General features: G+C 63.9%; 21 protein-coding genes. 6 read left to right on the top strand and 15 right to left on the bottom strand.

From position 1 onward, the window contains the following. Window positions 1–531 precede the first annotated feature (531 nt). From rpsN to rpmB, 3 genes are read right to left on the bottom strand one after another with little or no spacing between them, the layout of a single operon-like run. Entirely contained in the window at window positions 532–837 is a 306-nt protein-coding gene (rpsN, locus tag QRN59_RS23065; RefSeq protein WP_234754509.1) for a 30S ribosomal protein S14, read from the bottom strand. Window positions 838–839: 2 nt separating this feature from the next. Further along, a complete protein-coding gene (gene rpmG / locus QRN59_RS23070; RefSeq protein ID WP_003798558.1) occupies window positions 840–1007 on the bottom strand; it encodes a 50S ribosomal protein L33 in 168 nt (55 codons plus the stop codon). Beyond that, on the bottom strand, window positions 1007–1243 hold the full coding sequence (rpmB, locus tag QRN59_RS23075; protein WP_078107326.1) for a 50S ribosomal protein L28: 237 nt from the start codon (window positions 1241–1243) through the stop codon (window positions 1007–1009). Before rpmB ends, rpmG begins: the two co-directional genes overlap by 1 nt. A 428-nt stretch (window positions 1244–1671) precedes the next feature. On the opposite strand from rpmB, the gene QRN59_RS23080 reads away from it, so the two are divergent. The 3 genes from QRN59_RS23080 to QRN59_RS23090 are packed head-to-tail and all read left to right on the top strand — an operon-like array spanning window position 1672 to window position 4539. Then, a complete protein-coding gene (locus QRN59_RS23080; protein WP_284984758.1) occupies window positions 1672–3141 on the top strand; it encodes a ferredoxin reductase family protein in 1470 nt (489 codons plus the stop codon). Further along, window positions 3138–3704 (top strand): FMN-binding protein, encoded by a 567-nt coding sequence (locus QRN59_RS23085; RefSeq protein WP_284984759.1) that lies wholly within the window; start codon window positions 3138–3140, stop codon window positions 3702–3704. Before QRN59_RS23080 ends, QRN59_RS23085 begins: the two co-directional genes overlap by 4 nt. Beyond that, entirely contained in the window at window positions 3688–4539 is an 852-nt protein-coding gene (locus QRN59_RS23090; protein ID WP_350225259.1) for an FAD:protein FMN transferase, read from the top strand. The genes QRN59_RS23085 and QRN59_RS23090 overlap by 17 nt, the downstream gene beginning before the upstream one ends. Here QRN59_RS23090 and QRN59_RS23095 read toward each other — a convergent pair. Together QRN59_RS23095 and QRN59_RS23100 are read right to left on the bottom strand one after the other, a co-directional pair. Continuing rightward, window positions 4536–5297, bottom strand: coding sequence for an SGNH/GDSL hydrolase family protein (locus QRN59_RS23095; protein WP_284984760.1), 762 nt, complete (start codon window positions 5295–5297; stop codon window positions 4536–4538). The two genes, QRN59_RS23090 and QRN59_RS23095, sit on opposite strands and share 4 nt — an antisense overlap. A 75-nt stretch (window positions 5298–5372) precedes the next feature. Beyond that, window positions 5373–5852 carry a MarR family winged helix-turn-helix transcriptional regulator gene (locus QRN59_RS23100; protein ID WP_284984761.1) on the bottom strand — a complete coding sequence of 160 codons (480 nt, stop codon included), beginning with the start codon at window positions 5850–5852 and terminating at the stop codon, window positions 5373–5375. Between the two features lie 122 nt (window positions 5853–5974). Between QRN59_RS23100 and QRN59_RS23105 the strand changes: the two genes are divergently transcribed. After that, the gene (locus tag QRN59_RS23105; protein ID WP_284984762.1) at window positions 5975–6607 is read left to right on the top strand and encodes an NADPH-dependent F420 reductase; all 633 of its coding nucleotides are present in this window, start codon (window positions 5975–5977) and stop codon (window positions 6605–6607) included. A 61-nt stretch (window positions 6608–6668) separates the two neighbouring features. After that, entirely contained in the window at window positions 6669–6953 is a 285-nt protein-coding gene (locus tag QRN59_RS23110; protein WP_284984763.1) for a YciI family protein, read from the top strand. A 132-nt stretch (window positions 6954–7085) separates the two neighbouring features. Here QRN59_RS23110 and QRN59_RS23115 read toward each other — a convergent pair whose 3' ends face one another. The 7 genes from QRN59_RS23115 to QRN59_RS23145 form a co-directional block, all read right to left on the bottom strand. Then, window positions 7086–7898 carry an SGNH/GDSL hydrolase family protein gene (locus QRN59_RS23115; RefSeq protein ID WP_284984764.1) on the bottom strand — a complete coding sequence of 271 codons (813 nt, stop codon included), beginning with the start codon at window positions 7896–7898 and terminating at the stop codon, window positions 7086–7088. Window positions 7899–7900: 2 nt separating this feature from the next. After that, window positions 7901–8806, bottom strand: a complete 906-nt coding sequence (locus QRN59_RS23120) for an SGNH/GDSL hydrolase family protein (RefSeq protein ID WP_284984765.1) — start codon at window positions 8804–8806, stop codon at window positions 7901–7903. Between the two features lie 220 nt (window positions 8807–9026). Continuing rightward, complete coding sequence (locus QRN59_RS23125; protein WP_284984766.1) at window positions 9027–10136, bottom strand: siderophore-interacting protein; 1110 nt, start codon at window positions 10134–10136, stop codon at window positions 9027–9029. Then, on the bottom strand, window positions 10133–10972 hold the full coding sequence (locus QRN59_RS23130) for an ABC transporter ATP-binding protein (RefSeq protein ID WP_284984767.1): 840 nt from the start codon (window positions 10970–10972) through the stop codon (window positions 10133–10135). The genes QRN59_RS23125 and QRN59_RS23130 overlap by 4 nt, the downstream gene beginning before the upstream one ends. A gap of 1 nt (window position 10973) precedes the next feature. Further along, the gene (locus QRN59_RS23135; protein WP_284984768.1) at window positions 10974–12062 is read right to left on the bottom strand and encodes a FecCD family ABC transporter permease; all 1089 of its coding nucleotides are present in this window, start codon (window positions 12060–12062) and stop codon (window positions 10974–10976) included. Beyond that, complete coding sequence (locus QRN59_RS23140; RefSeq protein WP_284984769.1) at window positions 12059–13156, bottom strand: FecCD family ABC transporter permease; 1098 nt, start codon at window positions 13154–13156, stop codon at window positions 12059–12061. Before QRN59_RS23140 ends, QRN59_RS23135 begins: the two co-directional genes overlap by 4 nt. A gap of 13 nt (window positions 13157–13169) precedes the next feature. Further along, complete coding sequence (locus QRN59_RS23145; protein ID WP_284984770.1) at window positions 13170–14240, bottom strand: iron-siderophore ABC transporter substrate-binding protein; 1071 nt, start codon at window positions 14238–14240, stop codon at window positions 13170–13172. A 549-nt stretch (window positions 14241–14789) separates the two neighbouring features. Between QRN59_RS23145 and QRN59_RS23150 the strand changes: the two genes are divergently transcribed. Continuing rightward, entirely contained in the window at window positions 14790–15284 is a 495-nt protein-coding gene (locus tag QRN59_RS23150; protein ID WP_284984771.1) for an FBP domain-containing protein, read from the top strand. A 113-nt stretch (window positions 15285–15397) separates the two neighbouring features. Here the strand turns inward: QRN59_RS23150 and QRN59_RS23155 are convergent, their stop codons facing one another. From QRN59_RS23155 to QRN59_RS23165, 3 genes are read right to left on the bottom strand one after another with little or no spacing between them, the layout of a single operon-like run. Further along, window positions 15398–18859: an ATP-binding protein gene (locus QRN59_RS23155; protein WP_284984772.1), complete on the bottom strand. Its 3462-nt coding sequence runs from the start codon at window positions 18857–18859 to the stop codon at window positions 15398–15400. Continuing rightward, window positions 18856–19764 (bottom strand): DUF4194 domain-containing protein, encoded by a 909-nt coding sequence (locus QRN59_RS23160; RefSeq protein ID WP_284984773.1) that lies wholly within the window; start codon window positions 19762–19764, stop codon window positions 18856–18858. Before QRN59_RS23160 ends, QRN59_RS23155 begins: the two co-directional genes overlap by 4 nt. Next, window positions 19757–21214: a DUF3375 family protein gene (locus QRN59_RS23165; RefSeq protein WP_284984774.1), complete on the bottom strand. Its 1458-nt coding sequence runs from the start codon at window positions 21212–21214 to the stop codon at window positions 19757–19759. Before QRN59_RS23165 ends, QRN59_RS23160 begins: the two co-directional genes overlap by 8 nt. Between the last annotated feature and the right edge of the window lie 164 nt (window positions 21215–21378).

The raw sequence follows: 21378 nt of genomic DNA on the forward strand, positions 1-21378 counted from the left end.
AAAAATCGGTATCAACAAACTTGGCACACTATTGAGTTCTCAAACAACAGACACACCCGGCACCACCCACACCCACAACAGGCACAGACTCGCTCCGGAGCAACTTCCCAAACTTACCAGACACGCTCTCCCCGCACAACTCCCGAACCCGGGAACCGCGCCGGACAAAACACCATCCGAGACCCCCGGAAACCACACCGGAACGCAACAAAGCGAACCAAGAAATTGGCTTCCATTTGGAAGGGAGTCTGTCGCAATTTTTCCGCATCAGCGGCGGCGACTCGATCTACTTTACACACCCCCAAGACCCCACGCAAATCACCCCCCAGACGACCAAGAACCGCGGTAATCCGGGACAAAACAGCCGGTTCCGCGCAAAAAGAAGCCGAGGGCGTCGCAATTCGGCACTGTGTGCTGCACCACTTAATCACAAAGCCGCGAAGCCCGTCGCATCAAAACCCGGAAATCAGCGCCTTAAACGCAAGGAGGGCCGGCAACCAAACGGTTGCCGGCCCTCCTAATGCTTCTGGACTACCAGGAAGACTTGGTGATGCCCGGGAGCTCACCACGGTGAGCCATGTCGCGGAAGCGAACACGGGAGATACCGAACTTCTGGAAGGTACCGCGCGGGCGGCCGTCGATGATGTCGCGGTTACGCAGACGGATCGGGGAGGCGTTGCGGGGCAGCTTCTGCAGGCCGAGGCGAGCTTCTTCGCGTGCTTCGTCAGTCGCGTTGATGTCAACCAGGGTCTTCTTCAGTTCGAGACGCTTGGCAGCGTAACGCTCAACAATGACCTTGCGCTGCTCGTTGCGAGCAATCTTGGACTTCTTAGCCATGTTTAGCGCTCCTCTCGGAATTCGACGTGCTGGCGGATCTTGGGGTCGTACTTCTTCAGGACCAGACGGTCCGGGTCATTACGACGGTTCTTGCGGGTCACGTAGGTGTAACCGGTTCCCGCAGTCGACTTCAGCTTGATGATCGGACGTACGTCCTTGTCTTTTGCCACTAGAGCTTCACCCCACGAGCCAGAACTTCGGCGACGACTGCGTCGATGCCGCGAACGTCGATGGTCTTGATGCCCTTGGCCGACAGGGTCAGCGTGACATTACGGCGCAGGGACGGAACCCAGTAGCGCTTCTTCTGGATGTTGGGGTCGAACCGACGCTTGTTGCGGCGGTGCGAGTGCGAAATGCTGTGTCCAAAGCCCGGCTCGGCTCCGGTCACCTGGCAGTTTGCTGCCATGACGACTCTCCTAAAAAATAAAATGAAACGGCCAGCAGAGTTCCTGCTTCCCGTGCAATAGGCGACGTTCGCAACCAGTCCACACCGTTTTCGGTAGTTCCCGCAGGCTGGATCCTCGACTGAAATCAGTCAATGATCACCGCTGCGGCGAAGGTAGTGGGTCCGGACAACAGGCCGGAATACTGGGCGAATACTGGAATGCACGCAACTTGAGCCCCTAACTACCGGCCCGCGGATATCCCGTTGTTGCCAACAGTCACCGCCAACCGGAGCAATTGCACACGCTCCGCGCCACCTAGCGCCTAATAAGTCTAGGGGCTGGGGGAAATTAAGACCAATCGGGTGTATAAGAACCAAGTCCGTCAACTCATAAGCGGGGGCTAGCCCCTTCACAGCAGAACGAAAGGTTGAGCATTCAATCTTGAGTCATGAACTCACAACTCCTCGCCTCCTCCGGCCAACGCGTGGATACACCGTCAGGCCGTCCTCCAACCTCCGCGCGGCGCAATCCCACCAAGGGAAGGTTCGCTGCGCAGCATCGCCGCCGCATGTTCCGGACGGATATGCTCACGGTTGCGCTGTGGGCTTCCCTCGCAGCCGCGCTGGCGTTGTGGCTCGCCGACGGCGGAGTGTCGTCCGTCGGTAACCTCACCCAAGCGGTTACCGCTGTCGGGATCCTGGCCGGGCTTGCCGGCATGGATCTGGTCATCCTGATGCTCCTCCTCGCGGCACGCCTGCCGTTCGTCGACGGCGCGGTCGGGCACGACAGGGCGTTGGAGTTCCACCGGAAGCTAGGAAAACCGGCGCTCTACCTGTTGCTGGCGCACGGACTTCTCCTGGCAACGGGCTACGGCATGGCCGAGGGCCTGAACCCCGTCAGCGAGGCCGTTTCGCTCTGGGTGTTGGTGCCCGATATGTGGTTGGCATTCGTCTCCATGGCATTGTTCATTGCCGTGGTGGTCACTTCGCTGGTAGCTGTGCGGCGCCGTTTTCCCTACGAATTCTGGTACTTCGTTCATCTGCTCACCTACCTTGCGGTAGCGACGGCAATCCCGCACCAATTCAGCGTGGGCGGCCTGTTCGCCGAAGGCACTTGGCAGCGCTGGTACTGGCTCCTGCTTTGCATAGGAACGGGCGCAGCGCTGGTTTGGTACCGCATTGCCCAACCGGTAATAGCCACCTACCGGCACCAACTGACGGTGCGCCGCGTAGTGCGGGTGTCCCCCGACGTCGTGAGCATCGAAATGACCGGGCTGCGATTGAACGAATTGTCGGGTAGCGGCGGCCGGTTCTTCGTGTGGCGCTTCCTCGCTCCCGGCATGTGGTGGCAGGCGCATCCGTTCAGCTTGTCGGCAGAACCGCAAACCGGAAAGTCATCGCGGCAGCCGATGTTGCGGATCACTGTTCGGAACCTGGGGACCGGTTCGGCCCGCCTCGGCTCCCTCAAGCCTGGGACGAAAGTAGCGATCGAAGGACCATACGGGGTGTTCAGCACGGCAGCCCGAAGCAGGGACCGCGTCGTGATGATTGGTGCGGGAATCGGGATTACGCCCCTCCGGGCGCTCTTGGAATCAACTCCCTTCGCTCCAGGCCAGGCGACAGTCCTGCTGCGCGGCAGTAGCGCGGAGGAACTGTTCCTCGGAGACGAGATCATGGAACTGTGCCGGAAGCGTGGCGCGACCCTGTTCCACCTGACGGGTCCGCGGTCCGCCCATCCCCAAAGCGCCTGGCTGCCTGCCTCTGCCGGCTCCTCGAGTCTGCGGGACTTTGTGCCGGACATAGCGGACGCTGATGTTTACGTTTGCGGCCCGACAGCATGGGCCGGCGAGGTACTAGCCGAAGCAAAAAGCTCCGGTGTGCGGGAGGAACAACTCCACTACGAAAGGTTTGACTGGTGAGACTCAGGGCAGGAATTTCAGCAGCGCTGGCAGCGGCGGCAATCCTCGTGGTCGGCTGGCAGGCAGGCGCACAGGTGACGGCATCCAACGCCTCCACCGTCACGACGTCCGCGGCGGGAACCACCGGCGGGACCGCTTCAGGTACGGGCTCGACGGCGGCCGGCGCCACCGGGAGCAGCACGTCCGGGTCGTCCTCGGGAACCGGGGCCGGCACCGGTTCCACTACCGGCTCCAGTTCCGGCACGGGCTCCAGTTCCACTTCCACTCTGGGAGCCTCGGCAAAGGCAGGCGGCACCTATGCAGGCACGGCGGTGGAGACCCGTTTCGGAACGGTCCAGGTCCAGGTAACCATCAAGGCCGGAGTGATCACCGATGTCACAGCCCTGCATCTGACCGACCAGGAGCAACGGTCCGTCCAGATCAGCGCCAGGGCAGCACCCCTGCTCCGCTCCGAAGTCCTGAGCGCCCAGTCGGCGAACGTGCAGACCATCGGCGGGGCCACTTATACCAGCGAGGCATATTTGACATCCCTCCAGGCGGCCCTCGATGCAGCCCACTTCTAAGCCAAGCGAGCCCGGACAGGGAAGCGCGGATCCCCGCCTTCGTTCCCGGACGTTCACCAGCATGGGCACCGTGGTGAGCCTCGCCATCCCAGCTGCTCCAGGGACGGCTCCCCAAGCTGCGGCGGAAGAACTCGAGGCGGCCGCCGCCGTCGTCGAGCAGTTGTTCAACAGGCTGGATCGGACGTTTAGTCTTTACCGTCCCGACTCGGAGGCGAGCGCGATGGCGCGCGGCGAGCTGGCCCTGATGGATGCCTCAGCGGACATGCGCCGGCTGTATGTCGAGGCGACCGAATGGCGCACCCTCACGGAAGGTGCGTTCACGGCGGAACGGCCCGACGGCGTCGTGGACCTGGCGGGGATCGTCAAGGCACATGCCATACGGGAAGCCGGAACGTCGCTTCTCGCACTGGGCTTGAAGGATTGGTGCCTCAATGCGGGCGGGGATGTCCTGGTGGACGGTTCCCCGACGCCCGAAAGTACACAGCCGTGGCTGGCGGGGCTTGTTGATCCGGAGGATCGGACGACGCTCCTGACCGCGTTTCCGCTCGGCAACAGGGGAAAACACGCACTGGCGACCTCCGGGACCAGCGAACGCGGCCACCATATCTGGTCTGCGGGCCTCCCAGCCGCGCGGGACGAGGGGTTCCGCCAGGTTTCGGTGGCAGCGGCCGACATCATCACGGCCGATGTCCTGGCCACCGCAATCATGGCCGGCGGCGCCCGGACCCTCGCGCTGGCGACCTCCCGCTGGGACGTGGACGTGCTCGCGGTGAAGAACGACGGCGGACTGCTCGCGACACCGGGCTTCCGGAACCTCGCCGCCCAGAACAGTTAGGGCTTTGTGAGCTGGGGGTACTTCGGGCTGAGGCCATCACCTGAAGACTTGCCCGTAACGCGGCGGACGACCCACGGTGCGGCGTGTTCACGGGCCCAACGCGCGTTGGCCCACAACGCTTCCACCCGCGCAAGCTGGGGTTGTGTGACGGGCGGCGGGACCTCGAGGGAACCTTCGTGTTCCAGGACGGCCAGGACGCGGTTCGCCATATTGATGTGACCAGCAGTGGACATGTGCATCCGGTCCTGCGCCCACATGTGCCAGTCGTGGTATTCGCTGAAGCGCCAATAGTCCACCAGCAGCGCACCGTGGTTTTCGGCGATTTCCCGCAGCAATTCGTTGTAGATTGCGGTGCGTCCGCGCATGGTGCCGAAAACCTTGGAGCTGCGGGCGTCGAAACCCGTAAAGAGAAGCAACGTGGCTCCGGTGGCGCTTAGCTTCTCGATGCCGGCTTCGTATTCCTCCATGAGCCTGTCGATATCGACTTTGGGGCGGAAGATGTCGTTAGCTCCCGCGTACAGGGTCACCAGCGTCGGTTGAAGCGCGACGGCGGCGTCCACTTGCTCTGCCATGACTTGCCGGAGCTTCTTGCCGCGGATGGCCAGGTTGGCGTAGCCGAAATTATCGTTGCTTTGGGCCAATTGATGGGCAACGAGGTCCGCCCATCCCCTGACGCCGTTGGGGCGCGAGGGATCGGCGTCGCCAAGTCCTTCGGTGAACGAGTCACCCAATGCCACATACCGGGCAGAAAAATCCATGGCGCCAGTCTTTCATCAGTACACGGCGGTCGTCACCCGCGGCGCCGCGGCCGTGCTCGCGGCCGTGCTCGCGGCTTAGCGTTCGCGCAGGATCCAGTGGTCGTCGTCCAGGCGGGCCACGATCTTCTCGCCGATCCGCGCGAGGTCCGCAACGTCGTCGTCGGTCATGGCGTCCAACATCAGGGCGCGGACGGCATCCACATGCCCCGGGGCGAGGGACACGATGGTGTCCATGCCGGACTCCGTCAGGTGCGCCACGGTGACACGGGCATCGCCGGGATGGGCTTCGCGCTCCACCCATCCGCGTCTCTGGAGTTTGGTGACGACGTGCGACAACCTCGACAAGGAAGCGCTGGTGCGGGCGGCAAGTTCACTCATCGGCAGGAAACGCCCCTCCGCTTCGGACAACATGGCGAGCACGTTGTAGTCGAACAGCGACAATTTGCCGGCCGCTTGCAGTTGGGTATCCAGGGCTGCGGGCAGAAGGGTGTTGATGCTCAGGAGGGCCAGCCAGGCACGGCGTTCGTCGGCGTTGAGCCAGCGCGGTTCGGTCATGGATTCATCTTAGAAGGAAATCAATACTTGACACTTCAACTTAAGGTCATTATTGTTTTACTTGAAGCTTCAAGTAAAACAATGTGAACCAATCATGGGCACTCAAGCAAAAGGAAACAACAATGGCTGACATCACCATCATCGGTACCGGCAACATGGCGTCCGGCATTGCGGCCCGTGCCGCCACGGCAGGCAAGAGCGTCCAGGTTCTCAGCCGCGACGCCGGCTCCGCTGCTGCGCTGGCGGCAACGGTCAACGGAACCTCGGGCATCACGGGATCCCCGGTAGAAGGCAGCATCGTGGTGCTGGCCACTCCGTTCGAGGCCTCCAAAGCAGTCCTTTCTTCCTATGGTTCCGCGCTCGACGGCAAGACGATCGTGGACATCTCCAACCCCGTGAACTTCGAGACCTTCGATTCGCTCACCGTCCCCGCCGGAACCTCGGCAGCCGAAGAACTTCAGGCCCTGGTCCCGGGCGCGTCGGTCGTCAAGGCGTTCAACACCGTCTTCGCAGCCACGCTCGGGGACGGCGAAGTGGACGGCCAAACCCTCGACGTGCTGGTTGCGGGCGACGACGCCGAGGCGACTGCCGCCGTCGTCGACTTCGTCAAAGGTGCCGGCCTGCGCCCGGTGAACGTCGGACCGCTGCGCCGCTCGCGTGAGCTCGAAGCCTTCCAACTGCTCGTCATGACGCTGCAGATCAGCGAAGCCCACCCCGACTACAACTGGAACTCCGCAGTCAAGCTCCTGCCGTAGTTCATTTCGGTTTCGGAGGGCGGCCCGTTTTGGCCGCCCTCCTCGTTGTAGGCTGGGCGGCATGTTCGTCGTTTCACTGACATACAAAGTTCCCGACGAGATCGTTGATTTCCACCGCCCAGCACACATGGATTGGGTCAAAGAAGCGTTCGACGCCGGCACGTTCGTTGCGTCTGGACGTCGCGTTCCAGCCGTCGGGGGCGTGCTGTTGTCCAACGTCGATCGTGCAACACTGAACGCTTCCCTGGCGACGGATCCGTTCTACGTCAACGGAGTAGCCGACTTCGAGATCATCGAATTCACGGTCACTACGGCATCCACAGGTTTCGAAAACCTGCTGGACTAGCCTGATTGCGGGTCCGGGGCGTCACGCAGGGCACATTTTTGGCGCCTCGCGTCGTCGGAAACCCCGGAAATTCGGCTGCTTTCAAGCCCGTCCATCCCAAAAAGTTGTCAGGCGTGACGCTGACTCAGGTTCTCAAAGCCGGGCCGGTTCAGGGGACGTCCCCAACCGTTCCGGCAAGACCACCGGCATAAGGGCCGGCCACCGTGCGCTCAGGCGATCGCCGCTCGAAACTCCCCTGAGACGACGCGAAAGCCAGGGTGCCACATCGCGCCTGAGCCACGCGGCGTCGTCGGCCATAATCTCGGCACGGCTCCGCGGTTGCAGCGCCCCAAGCACCGGCGAGCCCAGCGAGTGCGCGGCGCCCAACACCTCCAGGACCTTCTTCGCCATGTATTCGTGTCCGACGCCGGACATGTGCAGCCGGTCGGGAGCCCACATCCGGCGGTCCTGGTACTTTTCGAAGCACCAATGATCCACCAGAAGTGTTCCGTAGGCTGCGGAAATGCGCCGGATCTGCTTATTGAAAACCGCCGTGCGCAGCTTAAGCGGCTCCAACACCGGCGAGAGCGGCACGTTGTACTCGGTGAACAGCAGGACTTGGGCACCAGTTTGCGCGATCCGGGCAACTGCGTCCTCGAACCCACGGACCAGTAGGCGCATGTCCAGTCGTGCGCCGAGGAGATCGTTGCCTCCGGCGTGGAAACTGACGAGCGTGGGAGCCATCGCGAGCGCCGGCTTGAGTTGTTCAACTACGATCTGCCTGAGCCGACGGCCGCGCAGGGCCAGGTTGGCGTACTGCGTCTGCGGCCGGTGCCTGGCCAGTTCCTCGGCCACACGGTCGGCCCAGCCGCGGCAATCGTTGGGGAGGCGCCGGTCGGTGTCGCCGACGCCTTCGGTGAAGGAATCTCCAACCGCGACGAATCGCAGCGGTGTATGCGTGGCCATGGTCATGTCCCTCCGTTGTTTTGGGCTTTTCGTTGTTCGCTGTTTCCGGCGTCGCCGGATGCGACTGAGCGGGCCGCGGCTTGGCGTTCCGCGAGTTTACGGAGCCCGGCTTTCCGCGGCACCTTCACGAGCTCAGGCCATCGGGGGCGCAGGCTGTCCCCGAGCGTGACGCCGCGGAGCTTCCGGCCGAACAAGGGCAGGACCCAGTCGTTCACCCAGCGGCGCTGGCGACGTTCCCAGTCGCGCAGCTTGAGCCGCTGCGGCGGCTCCCAGTCCTTGGGAGAGAACTTGTGCGGTACGCCGAGGTGATCCAGGACCTGCGAAGCCATGTATTTGTGTCCGGCCTTGGACATGTGGAGGCGGTCCGAGGCCCACATCCGGCGGTCGTGGTAGGCATCAAGGCACCAATAATCCACGAGCACGGCCCCATACTTGGCGGCCAGTTCGCGGACGCGTTCGTTGTAGAGGGCGTTCCGCTTCTTGAAGGGTTCCAGTACCGCCGAGACCTTGACGTCGTACCCCGTGAACAAGACCAAGGTGGCTCCTGTGGCTGCGAGGCGGGCCACGAGCCTTTCGTATTCGGCCATGAGGAGGTCCATGTCCGTGCCGAAGTCCAGAATGTCATTGCCGCCAGCGTAAAGCGTGATGAGGCTGGGTTCCATAGCCAGGGCCCGGTCCAATTGCTCGTCCACGATATGGCGGAGGCGCTTGCTCCGCACGGCAAGATTCGCATACTCCCAGCCAGGTTCGGCCTTGGCCAATTTCTCGGCAACGCGGTCGGCCCAGCCCCGGACGCCGTTCGGTAGGGCCTCGTTCCGGTCCCCCACGCCCTCGGTGAAGGAATCGCCCAAGGCAACAAACCGCCGTCGTCCGTTCTGGTCAGCATGAAGCACGTTCCCGGGCACCACGCCAGCCTAGCCCCGCCCGGTTGCCCGCCGGCAAAGCCCAGGTTAATTCGACGCCCGCTCACCTATAGCCCCTTCCGGGCAAACGCCCGCTCACCTATAGCCCCTTCCGGGCAAACGCCCGCTCACCTGAGGTGAGCGAGCGCTCCGGCTTTTGGCCGCATACGTGAGAGAGCGTTAGGGAAATTGACGTTATATGTGAGCGGGCGTCGCCAAGGGCGGCCTAGAGTTCGGCTTTCCCCTTGCGCCAGTAGCCCATGAACGCCACCTGCTTCCGGTCGATCCCCACATCCCTGACGAGATATCGGCGCAGCTCCTTGACGACCCCGGCCTCGCCGGCGATCCAGGCGTAGAACGGCGAGGCGCCGGCAGGAAGGCTCGGGTTGCGGCTCGCTTCGATCGCAGCCGTGTTCATGCGCAAAGGCGTTTCCCACAAGATGTCCTGGTCCACATTGACGTCTTCGGGCTCGGGGCCGGCGGCACCGTCGAGCGGGATGATGCCAACCCACCCCGGGACGGGTATAGCTCCGCGGACGGCTTCCTTCAGCAGCTCGCCGTGGGGCCGGGACCGACCCAGGGCCGCGCCGCGCGCGAGCCACGTGATTTCAATGTCGGCATCTGTGAGGAGGTCCTGGAAATCGCCGGCCTCGGGTACTTCGAGGAAGGCATGGCCTGTGATTCCCGCGGGCAAGGATTCCAGGATCGCGCTGATGGCGGGCACCGCCGTTTCGTCGCCGGCAAGGAGGACCAGCTGCGCCAGGCCGGGACGCCATTCGATGCCGGAGTATGTTTCGGCCGTGATGCAGTGGGCTGCCCGGTTGTTGGGGCCGATGATGGTGATGGAATCCCCGGGTTTCGCGCCGAGCGCCCAGTTGGCCGCAGGCCCGCCTGTCGGGTGAGCCGAACCGCCGTCGTCGTCCGGCCGCGCGGCTCCGGGCCGCGCCGCACCGCCGTCGTCGTCGTCGAAGTGCATCACGAAGTCGACGTCGATCTCCGGGTAGACGGCGTCGAGCCTCTCGTTCCGAACGGTGTAGGTCCGCATCGAACCGCGCACCGTCGGATCCATCGCCAACCACTCTTGGTACCAACCGGCGTCGCCAGTGTTGAAGGCGGGCAAGGGCAGCGGGCGACCGTCGGCGTCGAGCGAGGGAATCACGAGTTTGATGCGCAGGTCCAGGGTGTTCCCTGAAACACCGAATCCGCGCAGGCAATATCCCCCGAAGGTGATGCGGCGGAAGTTGGGTCCGAGATCCTCGACGGCGGTGACTGTGACGTCGAAGGCGAGGGTCATCGGCTCCGTGATGGCGTTTCGCACAACTGCGTCTGCGTTCATGAGGCGAACTCCAATTCGATGGGTGTTGAGGGAGCGGCGGTGTGGTGCCGGCCAATGGGGAGAATGAGCGGGGTGCCGGAAATTGGATCTGGAACCACCCGGGACTCCAGGCCAAAAACGTCGCGGACCAAGTCCTCGGTGACCACTACGGGCGCGGGCCCCTCGGCGACGATTGCCCCGGCCTTCATCGCGATGACGTGGTCCGCGTAACGCGCTGCCAGATTGAGATCGTGCAACACGATTGCCACGGTGGTTCCGCGGCTGCGGTTGAGATCGGTCACCAGATCCAGCACCTCCACCTGGTGCGCCAGGTCAAGGTAGGTGGTGGGTTCGTCGAGGAGCAGGACCTCCGTCTCCTGCGCAAGGGCCATGGCGATCCACACCCTCTGGCGTTGCCCGCCGGACAGTTCATCGACGCTTCGTTCAGCCAACTCCAACGTTGAGGTGCTCTCGAGCGCGCGCTGAACGGCGAGATCATGGACCGAGAGGTCGCCGGTCCTCCAGCTGCGGAAGAATCCTTGGTGCGGATAGCGTCCGCGGCCCACGAGCTCGCGGACGGTGATGCCATCCGGGGCAAGGGGGTGCTGCGGAAGGAGGCCGAGCGTGCGGGCGAGTTCGCGGGCCGGGCGGGAGTGGATGTCCTTGCCATCCAACGTGACGACGCCGGCACTCGGCTTCAGGAGCCTGGACAACCCTCGGAGCAACGTGGATTTTCCGCAGGCGTTGGCCCCCACGATCATGGTCACTTTGCCTTCTGGGATCTGCGTCGAGAGTCCTTCGACCACTCGTCGTTGCTCGTATTGGAGCGTCAAGCGGCGTGCGCTCAGTTGTGCCATGTCAGGCTTCCTTTCGATTGGACGTGACCAGGAGCCACAACAGGAATGGAGCGCCGAGGGCGCCGGTAATGACGCCGACCGGCAGGACGGTGCCGCCCAGAATCAGGGGTGCCACGTTGTATGCGAAGTAGTCGGCCGCCAGGACAATGAGGGCGCCTGTGAACGCCGACGCCGGCAGGCTGGGCCGCCCGACAATCCGCCGGGCGATCGGCCCGGCAAGGAAGGCGACGAAGGCAACCGGCCCGGCAGCCGCCGTCGCCACTGCTGCGAGCGCGACGGCGGTGATGACCAGACCGAAACGCACGGCGTTCACGCGGATTCCCAGTCCGGCCGCGGCGTCGTCCCCGAGTTCGAGCATGCGCAGGGGTCCCGCGAGGAAGGCCAGTGCGGGAACAAGGACTGCGAGCGTTGCGAGGAGGACGCCCACACGTTCCCAATTTGCCGAATTCAACGAACCGTTGAGCCAAATGAGGGCCTCGGAAGCTGTCCGTATATCCGCCCGGGTCATGAGGAAGTTCACCACTGCCGCCAATGCGGCGGCGATACCAACGCCGGCGAGGATGAGCCGGTTGCCTGCCGCATTCCCGCGCCGGCCGCCTGAACCCCCGCCGCCGGAACCCCCGCCGCCTGAACCCCCGCCGCCGGAACCCCCGCCGCTTGAACCTTGCGAAATGGCGTAAATGAGGAGCGCGACGCCGGTTGCTCCGGCGAGCGCAGCCGCGGACACAGCGGCACCGGACGCGCCGAACACGACAATGGCCAGGACCGCCGCAGCACTCGCGCCGTAACTGATGCCGATAACGTCGGGGCTTGCGAGCGGGTTGCGGAGCATGGTCTGGAAGAGCCCGCCGGAGAGGCCGAACGCCACACCGATCAGGATTCCCAGCACGGCCCGGGGCAGTTTGTTTTCCATGACGATGAAGCTTGCGCCCGGGATCTTCTCGCCGCCCGTCAGATGGGCCGTAAGGATCCTGAAGAAATCGGGGATGGTGACCGTATAGCTGCCCAGGAGCACGGCCACCGCAAAGAAGACCACGACGCCGGAGCCCAGGAGCGCGGTCCTGTTCAGGTTCCGCGGGGTGTCGCTCACAGCGAGGCCCCCTTGCTCCGGCGGACGAGCCACACGAAGACGGGAGCCCCGACGATGGCCGTCATGATGCCCGCAGGGACTTCGCCGGGCAGCAGCACCACCCGGCCGATCACATCCGAAACAATGAGGAGAGCCGGTGCGAGAACCATCGAAAACGGCAGGATCCAGCGATGGTCCGGACCTGCAAAGAAACGCACTGCGTGTGGAACAACGAGCCCGACGAATCCGATGGGCCCGGCCAGCGCCGTGGCCGAGCCACACAGCAGCACGATTCCGAGCGCGGTGACGCCCCTGGACAGGGCCACGTTCTGGCCGAGGCCGCGGGCAACGTCGTCGCCGAGGGCCAGGCTGTTGAGGATCCGGCCGCTGCCCAGGACGATCAACGCCCCCAGCAGCAGGAAAGGCAGGCCGGTCAACACCACGGACCAGTCGCTCCCGGCAATTCCGCCGACCTGCCAGAAACGGAAGCGATCGAGCGTGTCCTGGCTCGAAACCAGGATCACGTTCATCAATGAGTAAAGCCCCGCACTCAGCGCGGCGCCCGCCAAAGCGAGCTTCACCGGCGTCGCGCCGTCCCGTCCCATCGACGCAATCAGGTAGACGACGACGGCGGCCGCTGCGGCACCGACGAAAGCGAACCAGATGTAGCCACTCGCCCCTGAGATGCCGAAAAGGTGGATACCGGCGACCACCGCCAGTGCCGCCCCCGCGTTGACGCCCATGATGCCCGGGTCAGCCAAAGGGTTGCGGGAGACTCCCTGCATCGCTGCTCCGGCAAGGCCAAGGGCAGTCCCGGCCACCAAACCGAGCACGGTCCGTGGAATGCGTGTGTAGACCACGGCGTGGTTGCCGTCGTCGGGATTGAACTGCGTGAGTGCCTGCCACACAGTTTCGAGGGACATGCCCCGTGCGCCGATCGCGAGCGAGGCTGCACAGACAAGCACAAGCACGACGACGGCGGTCAACAGCCAGGCGGCCTTCGCGCGAACTGGCAGGTGTTGCCCCTTGGAGGCGCTGTGAGGGGCAGGAGCTGCCAGTTCGCGCGTGGTTCCTCCGGGAGAAGGCGGGCCGGCCGCCGTCGTACTCTGTGTCATGTCAGGCGTATCGCTACTTGGCGGCCGCGTCGGCGCCCTTGGCCAGTTGGGGCAGGAACATGTCCAGTGCCCACGGCAGGCTCAAGGGCGAGGACGCGGAAATCGCCAGGGTGAGGGTGTTGTCGGAGTCGGCGACCAGGGCGCCCTTCTGGATGGCAGGGATCTGGCCCAGCAGGGGGTCCTGCTTGATCTGGTCCGTGGTCTTGGAATCCGGCACCCAGGTCACGAAGACGTCCGAGGAAAGCTCGTTGGCCTTTTCAGCGGACCAGGGAACGAAGAATTCCTTGGAGCCCTTGCTGGCGTTCTCCACCACGGGAGCAAGTTTCATGCCGATTTCGGACAGGAAACGTGGTCGGTTGTCGTTGGCGGTGTAGACGTTGACGCCGTCGCCCTTGGCAGGCTCGAGGTTGCCATAGATGAAGGTCTTGCCGGCGAGCTGCGGAAACGCAGAGACCTTGGTTTTGATGGTGGCCTCGGTGTCCGAGACGAGCTTGGCGGCCTCTGAGTCTTTGCCCAACGCCTTGCCGATGATTGTGGTGGCCTCCTGCCACGGGGTGCCGTATGCGAGTTCGGGCTGCGCCACCACCGGTGCAATTTCGGAGAGTTTCTTGTAGTCGGCTTCGGTCAGGCCGGAGTAGGCGGCAAGGATGAGGTCCGGGGCCAATTTGGCGATCTCCGTGAAGTTGATACCGTCCGCCTCCGAGAACTGGGCCGGGGCCTTCGCCGTGCCGAAGCCGGCGCCCAGCTTCTCAAGCGCGGCGTCCTTCCAAGGAGTGGAGCCCTTGTCGTTATTGCCCCATGCGTTCTTCGGAACACCGACCGGCACGACGCCGAGAGCCAAGGCGACGTCGTCATTGACCCACGAGACGGTCACCACTCGCTGCGGTTGCGACTTGATGGTGGTCTCACCGAAGACGTTCTTGATAGTGACCGGGAACTGGCTGTTTGAGGCCGGGGACGTCGCGGAACCGGCGGTTGTTGAACCGGTCGAGCAAGCGGTGAGGGCTAGTGCGACGGCGGCTAAGGCAGCGGTCGCTGCACCTGCGGTCGCCAGCAGGGCACGGCGTGTGGGGCGGGAAGCCACGAGACTCCTTAGGTAAGTGATGCAAACCTAAGTAAGGCTAGCCTACCCTTTGGATAATTACGAAACGTTTGCGTCGCGTAATTATTTCGCCTTCCCTGCGCCCGGACGCTCGCTCACCTATGTAGCACTTTCAACGGACGCTCGCTCACCTATGGCGGCCACACGGCGGATGCTCGCTCACCTCAGGTGAGCAAGCATCGGGGCTAGCGGGGTCTTCAACACGCGGGATTTTTGGACACCAAGGACGACCTTTGCAAAGATGACAGAGCCGGTTGATTCAATGAACTGCGCCGGGGCCGTAGACGCGGTAAAGATCGAGAGGATGAGCATGCGCACTGCACACGTTGGCGCTGCCATGGTTTGCGAGGTGGCCGTGTCGGCCTACTTGGCGTCTCCCCCTGCGTCGGCCATCCCGCTCGGCGGCAAGGGAAACTAAACCCACCGCCCACGCACTAGATTCACGCGAAGGCTTTCTTCGCCGCGCCCTCGGATCGCCAGACGCCAGCGTCCTTCCTCCTCGGAACCCAAACGATCTGAAAGAACTTCGCCGTGCAGAAAATCACCGCTCAACAAATCCGTTCCTCATTCATCAACGCAAGCCGCTCGGAAGCCGCCAAAGTGAGCCTCCCGAAAGACTTCGATTCCCTCGACTGGGACAAGCTCGAATTCCTTGGCTGGCGAGACGAAAAGATGCCGATGCGGGGATATCTCGTCCTCCCGAACGGTGGCTCCCTCACTGGCATCATGCTGCGTGCGCCGGAGGGAGGCTCTGGCAAGAAGCGCTCGGTACTTTGCGAGCTGTGCCGCGACGTGTTTTCCAAAGACGATGTCTATCTTTGGGTTGCCAAGCGCGCGGGCCAATCGGGGCGCGACGGCAATACCGTGGGGACGTTGATCTGTGCCGAATTCGGCTGCTGCGCCAACGTCCGCAAGGAGCCCCCGGCGAATGAGATCAATCCGGACCCGGCCGCCGTCGTCGTTCGCCAAATCGCCGGACTGCAGTCCCGGACCACCCAGTTCCTGGGGCGGGTCCAAGGAAAGTAGACGCCTCGGCGGCGGACGCTCGCTCATGTCTAGTGAGCGGGCGTCCGTCCAGAACCCGACATACGTGAGCGGGCGTCCGCCGAAAGTGCCACACAAGTGAGCGGGCGTCGGAGCTAGCGGAGGACGATGTCCACGGGGTTGGCTTCGGAACGCCATTCGCCGGGCAGGCCCGGACCGCCGATGACTGGAGCCGTGAGCACGCCGGAGCGGTTGGTCCGTTTGTCGCGCAGGATTTCCGTGACGGAGCCAAGGTGCCGGGAGAGGTCAATGACGTTTTCGGGCGCGGCCAGCAACAACTGGAAGCCGAACTCGTGCAGGGCCTTGATGCCCGCGCCGGCGAACTCCTCCGAGGCCAGGACGAACGCCTCGTCCATCATCACCGTTCCGTAGGTCGTGAAACCCTGCTCGGCGATACCCAACTGGTAGCTCAGCGCCGCGGCCATGATGAATGCCGTGAAGCGCTGCCGCTCTCCACCGGACATCGAGCCGGTGTCCGCGTGCATGTATACCTCGGTCTTCTTTCCACCCCGCGGGCCTTGGACGGAGCGGTGCTCCTTGCACTGGATGAAGAGATGCCCGCGGACATCCAGCACCTCGGCTCGCCACCGCCGATCCTCGGGGGTCTGCGAACCGAGCCGCTTGACCAGGGTCTCAAGCGACTTGTAGCGGTTGGTGAGTTCGACGTCGTCGTCCGCCTCGCTCGGGGCCCCGCCCGAAGCTGCGCCGGCCGCGCGGGACGGCCGCGAGTGACGCGTCTTCAATGCGTTGTGGATGGCGTCCTTGAACTGCTTCGCGGTGGCGGGCAGCGTCTGCTTGATGTCGAGTTCCAGGAAGCTGCCCTCGTGGAAATTGACCTCGGACAGGATGCCGTTGAGGGGAAGGATGCGGCTCGTGATAGCGCGGCGTTCCTCGTCAAGCAGGTGGAGCAGCGTGCTGAACGATTCGTGGGTGCGCTGGTTGAAGAACTGCCGGAATTCGGCTTCCTGTGCGGGCAACCCTTCGCTGACGATCTGGTGATAGCGGGACTCGAACTCCCCCGCAGCACCGATCGAGGTGCCGTGGTCCGCGGAAATAGCGGTGCCCCATTCGCGCACGAATCCTTCGAACATGCGTGTCAGCCGCTCGGCCAACGCCTGCCCGCGCGACTCGGCAGCGTGCAGTTCCGCCAGGAGCTTGCTACGGACTTCGGCAGCCAGGGTGTCGAGTTCGTGGAGCTCAACCACCTCATCGAATGCGCTGAAGTACGGTTCGAGGGCAGTAACAGTAGTGCCCGACGGCGGCGCCTGGTCCAGGCGGTTGCGTGCGGCATCAAGGAGGGCGTCAGCCGTGGTCATCTGGTGGTCGAGCGTCTTGTATTCGCTCTGCAAGACCGCCGCCGACCCTGTGGAGGACTGGTGCTTTTCGCGTACGGCCTCGATGTTTGCACGCAAAGGTTCCAGGTCGGCCTGCGCTGACAAGGCATCCTTGAGCCGCTGTTCGATCTTCGCGAGCTCCTCGGCCGCCACTGCTGCGGAGACCTGATCCCAGCCACGTTCGTCGTCGGCGATGCGGCGCAACGCTTCGAGCTGGCGCGTCATGCCTTGGTGGGAATCCTCGCGGTTTTGGGCGAGTTCGGCGGCCTTCAGAAGCTCGTTTTCGAGCTCGCCGACTTTCGCGGCCACGAGTTCCAGCTTGGAAGCATTGTCGAAACCGAGAACGTAGTCCTGGCGGCTCGTGAAGCGATCGTCCTTCTCCACGGTGTGCCTGTTGCGCTTGACCACTCCGCCCAGGCTCAGGCCTTTGTCCAGTCTGGCGAGCTCGTCCGGGTCTTCGACACACGGGAAGGCGAAATCGAGGGCGATCCGCTCGCGGATCCACTGTCCGGCGTTCTCATTGGCACCCAAGGTGAGGATGTTCAGCTTCGTCAGCAAATCGCCGTCGGACACGTCCTCCACCGCCAACGCGCCGCCGGCGAGCGGTTTGGAAACGTCCACGGCCCGCAACGCGCCGCGCACCGTGTTGTCGTTCAGGTACCGCGTGACCGCGGCGAAATGCTCGCCCGGAACCAACAGCGTCGTGGCCAGGTTCCGCAGGGCGCGCTCGGCCGCGGGCCGCCACTGTTCCTCCCCCTCGGCGAGGTCTATCAGCTCGCCTCCAAAGGGCATGCGATCCTCGGGAACGCCGGTGGCTGCGGCGATCGCGGCGCGGTTTTCAATGCTCGACGGCGGCAGCAGGGACTTGCGCGTCTTCAGCGAGACAAGCTCCTGTTGGGCTGCCGCGAGCTCACGTTTCTTGGTGGCGTGGCCGTCGAAGGCTTCGAACCGGAGTTCCCTCAGCGCTTCGGAATCGTCCTTGAGTTCGGCGGAGCGGCTCGCGGCCTGCTCATGGGCCTGCTCCCAACCCTCAGCTGTCCACTCAAGGTTGAGTCCGGCGTCGGCCAATGCTTGGCGGGCCGCCTCCTCGACCTGTTGGCGGAGCTTGAGGCCGACCCGGGCATTTTCGAGCGACTGCTCGATCGCCGAAATCGCGTTCCCGCCCTGGTTGTTGTAATCCGATTCGAGCTGGCGAAGTTCCTTGGCGAGCGCGTCGCGGACGCCTCGCTCAGCGCCGAGCTCCTTGGCTTTCGCCTGGGCAAGGTCCTTGAAGCGGGCCAAGGTCTTGGCATGGACCGTGACGGAGAGCTGCTGCTTGTATGCGTCGAACTCCTCGCCACTGAGCTCCCGGAGCACGTTGGCCTCCAGCAGCGACTGGGCATACTCCTTGTTCATCGCGGGAACGGGAGCGAGCTGATCGCGCTGCTGGCGGACGTCCTCCAGCCGCTGCCTGATGGACATGAGGTTGCTGAATTCCTCGACGACGTCGTCCGCAGCAGTCAGCGTCGCGGGCGCGTCGAGCACCTGGTCCCGGAAGAACGTGTTGACGCTGCCGCCGAGTCCCTTACCGGCCTGGATCACACGCAAAAGCGGAAGCGCCTGGTCCGAGTTGATGCCAAGAAGCCGGCGGAAACGCTCCGCAAAGGCCTTGTGGACATCGAAGATCTGGGCATCCGGGAAGATGGTCTCAAGCGCGCCCTTGGTGAAGCGCTTCTCCGCGATACCCTCGATCGCTCCGAGATCCAGGGGCTTGCTGTCAATGACGTAGAACCGGCCGACGCTGGACTCCGTGCCGTTCTTAGGCAGGTCAAAGAGAGCCGAGACAGTGATCTTGGTGCCGGCCGCGTTGTCGAACGTCAGAGCGACGGCGGACCAGGTGGCACCGGGGCGCTGGAAGGCACTCGCCGAGCCCTCGCCCACGGCCTTGTCGCCCACTTTTCCACGCATGTACGTGAACGTGGTCCTCTTGTCCTCCACAGCCCCGCCAGCCCGCTGCGCGGCAGCCTCGTTGGAGCGCGGACGGGCATCGAAGACGCGGAGCATGGCATCGAACAACGTCGACTTGCCGACGCCCGAATTGCCTGTGAGCAGCGTACCGTTGCGGTCCACGTGCATCGTGTGGGCGCCGTGGAACGTGCCCCAGTTGACCACCTGGACCAAGGCAAGGCGCATCTGGCCCGGGTTCGTGAGCTCGCCGATCGGAAGCATGGTTGCGATAGTCACTTGGCTGCCTCACTGGTGGTCTTCGCTGTTGTGGTTGCGTAAGCCTCCGCGGCGTCGTCGGGTGACTCACCGTCGTCGTCAGTTTCTGCTAGTTCGATGAGGGGTTCCGTGCCTGATTCGTCGGCTGCCACGGCGATCAGTGCTTCGATTTGGGCTGGGATGTCGCCGATGTTTTCGAAGGGGAGGGCTAGGGGGAGGGCTCGCGAGATCGCGAAGGTGTCTTCCATGCCCGTGGCCAGGAGGAGTTGGCGGGCCAGGAGTTTGGTGATTGTGCGATTCACGACGTCGGTATCGCGGAGGGCGTCTTGTTGGCCGGATGGCTGGTAGTGCGCCACGAGTTCGGCGATTTCTTCGCGAGTGATCACCGGGTCGGTCTGGGCCGTGACATGGCGGTCGAGGAGGAGCCTCAGGCGCAGGAGCACGATGGTTTCCACCCGGCTCAACGCGCGTTGCTGGCGAAGGATGCTTGAGCGGGCGCTTCCTCCGATGGCTTCGGGATCGACGGGCCTGAGCACCGCGATCTTGCGTTCGTGGTCGAGCTGCAGGTTCAGGAAAAGCTCCGAAAGCCGGCTGCGGAGAATGACTTGGTTGTCCAGAAGGGTCGTCCAGAGCTTTTCGTCGCGTCCGCCGTCGACATACGGGCCCTTGAGTAGCCGCACGAGGGCCTGGCGGACCTTCATGGGCAGCACGCCGGTGTCGCCCGGGAACAGCGCCGCGCCGTCGACGAACGTGTCGCGGGGTGTGACGCGGAACGGATCCGGGTGGACATGTCCATCCTCCGCCGCAGATCCCGCCGTCCAGGAATGCGCATGTCCGTCTTGGGAAGCCTCGGGCTGGACATGCTGCGTTATGTCCACTCCTTGCTCCGAAGAGGGGGCATGCTCGGTGGGGTGGGGGTCAGTCATCGGAATCCTTAGTCAGCGTCACGAGCGGCAGGTACGCGGTGCGTGTGCTGCCATCGATTTGTTCGAAGTCGATGTTTTCCCAGGCGGCCCGGTCGAACGCCGCGCCACCGTGCAGCGCTTCGGACAGGAGTGCCCGGACGGTGTTGATGTGCCGTTCTTCCTCCGGGAGGTTCGCCCAGGCCCCGGCCAGTGTGGAGGCGCCCGCCATGGCAGAGCGGACGACGGCGGGCCGTGCCTTCGCGGAGCGCAGCGAACGGACGCGGTCGGAATCGCTGAAGGCGATGGGGTCGGCGAGCTTTGGAGGCGCCGCGAACTCATCCGGATCGAAGAGCTTGACCATGGCGAGCGATTCGAATCCGGCATTGAACAACACCGGGCCGCGGACAAGGCCGGGACGGTCGCGTTCGTAGGGCATGGAGCGGATGGCCTGTTCGGCTTCCCGCAGGACTTGCCGGAGCCGGACGGACTGGCGGATGTCGTCGCTCTGGATGTAGTTGTTCAGGCTTTCGGACAGCCTGCCGTAGATGCGCTGGATCTGGCTGTGCTGGGTACGCAGTTCCGCCACGAGGTTCTTGAGGGTTTCCCGGTCCTCATGGCTGAGGTCGTCCGCGAATTGGCGGCTCAACACGTCACCGATCGCTGAGCGGAAGCGCGACTGTTGCTGCGGGTCCTCAAGGAAAGCCGTGAAGGAGCGGAAGGTGCGGCCTTCGGGGCTCTGGCGCAACCGTTTGTCCGCCTCCAGGACCTGCGCCATGGTGGCGCCCTTGCTGAGGGACTCCTCGATGATCTGGTTGCGGAGCTCGCCAACCAGCTCTTCGATGCGGTCACGCATCTTCTTGTAGTCGGCAGGGAGGCTCGCCGCAAGGTCCAGGATGTTCCCGGCTGCTTCGACGGCTTCCTCATCGTCCAAGAGACCGTCGAAGTCGCCCGAGCTGATGTCTTCGATCAACTGCTGGCGCTCCTGGATCTCCTCTTCAAGGGATTCCAAACGGGCGCTTTGGTCCGGGTTCGTCTCATTGGCGAGCTTTTCGACGTCGCCAAGCAGCGTTCCGAGCCGGGAACCGTTGAGGGTGGAGCGTTCGCTGGACAGGCTGTCCAGGAAAGCCAGAACGCGCGCGGCGGCCTCGGTAATTTCGTAGACGATCTGGCCGGACTGGCTGCGTCGGGTCAGGAACTGCTTGCGGGTCCATTCGTCGGCAAATGCCTTGCCGCTCCCCTGGCCGCCAAGTCCGGGATCCTGCCTGCGGAGCTGCTCAAGGAAAGCGTCGATGTCGGCATGGAACTCTTCGAGCGGAAGCTGCGGTCTTGTTCGGGTGAAGGATGCCTGAAGCACCGCAATGACCCAGGGGGCCGAGCGCGTGAGGGCCCACGCGGGGCCTCTGGTCAGGAGTTCGAGGTCTCTGAGCCGTGCACTGATGGCGTCGGCTGAGGACATTGCTGAGCGGGACACTTACTCTCCTTCAGCTGCCGCGGAACCGTCTGGCAGCGGAAATCCCGAAAACTGCCCCGTACAACGTTAACGCAGGGTGCGCCGCAACCCTTCCGTGATCTACCTGCCGGTATGGTTTCGATCGCGTATCAACAGGCCCGACTCCGGTGTTGTTGCTGGCTGAA

The sequence above is a fragment of the Arthrobacter sp. efr-133-TYG-118 genome, from assembly GCF_030209755.1.
Lineage (GTDB): Bacteria > Actinomycetota > Actinomycetes > Actinomycetales > Micrococcaceae > Arthrobacter.

What these genes read in the sequence shown, in the direction of transcription:
- QRN59_RS23105 (WP_284984762.1), top strand. Translation starts at nt 5,975, where the DNA reads ATGGCTGACATCACCATCATCGGTACCGGCAACATGGCGTCCGGCATT.
- QRN59_RS23140 (WP_284984769.1), bottom strand. Translation starts at nt 13,156, where the DNA reads ATGACACAGAGTACGACGGCGGCCGGCCCGCCTTCTCCCGGAGGAACC.
- rpmB (WP_078107326.1), bottom strand. Translation starts at nt 1,243, where the DNA reads ATGGCAGCAAACTGCCAGGTGACCGGAGCCGAGCCGGGCTTTGGACAC.
- QRN59_RS23100 (WP_284984761.1), bottom strand. Translation starts at nt 5,852, where the DNA reads ATGACCGAACCGCGCTGGCTCAACGCCGACGAACGCCGTGCCTGGCTG.
- QRN59_RS23110 (WP_284984763.1), top strand. Translation starts at nt 6,669, where the DNA reads ATGTTCGTCGTTTCACTGACATACAAAGTTCCCGACGAGATCGTTGAT.
- QRN59_RS23090 (WP_350225259.1), top strand. Translation starts at nt 3,688, where the DNA reads ATGCAGCCCACTTCTAAGCCAAGCGAGCCCGGACAGGGAAGCGCGGAT.
- QRN59_RS23080 (WP_284984758.1), top strand. Translation starts at nt 1,672, where the DNA reads ATGAACTCACAACTCCTCGCCTCCTCCGGCCAACGCGTGGATACACCG.
- QRN59_RS23130 (WP_284984767.1), bottom strand. Translation starts at nt 10,972, where the DNA reads ATGGCACAACTGAGCGCACGCCGCTTGACGCTCCAATACGAGCAACGA.
- QRN59_RS23125 (WP_284984766.1), bottom strand. Translation starts at nt 10,136, where the DNA reads ATGAACGCAGACGCAGTTGTGCGAAACGCCATCACGGAGCCGATGACC.
- QRN59_RS23095 (WP_284984760.1), bottom strand. Translation starts at nt 5,297, where the DNA reads ATGGATTTTTCTGCCCGGTATGTGGCATTGGGTGACTCGTTCACCGAA.
- rpsN (WP_234754509.1), bottom strand. Translation starts at nt 837, where the DNA reads ATGGCTAAGAAGTCCAAGATTGCTCGCAACGAGCAGCGCAAGGTCATT.
- QRN59_RS23160 (WP_284984773.1), bottom strand. Translation starts at nt 19,764, where the DNA reads ATGACTGACCCCCACCCCACCGAGCATGCCCCCTCTTCGGAGCAAGGA.
- QRN59_RS23115 (WP_284984764.1), bottom strand. Translation starts at nt 7,898, where the DNA reads ATGGCCACGCATACACCGCTGCGATTCGTCGCGGTTGGAGATTCCTTC.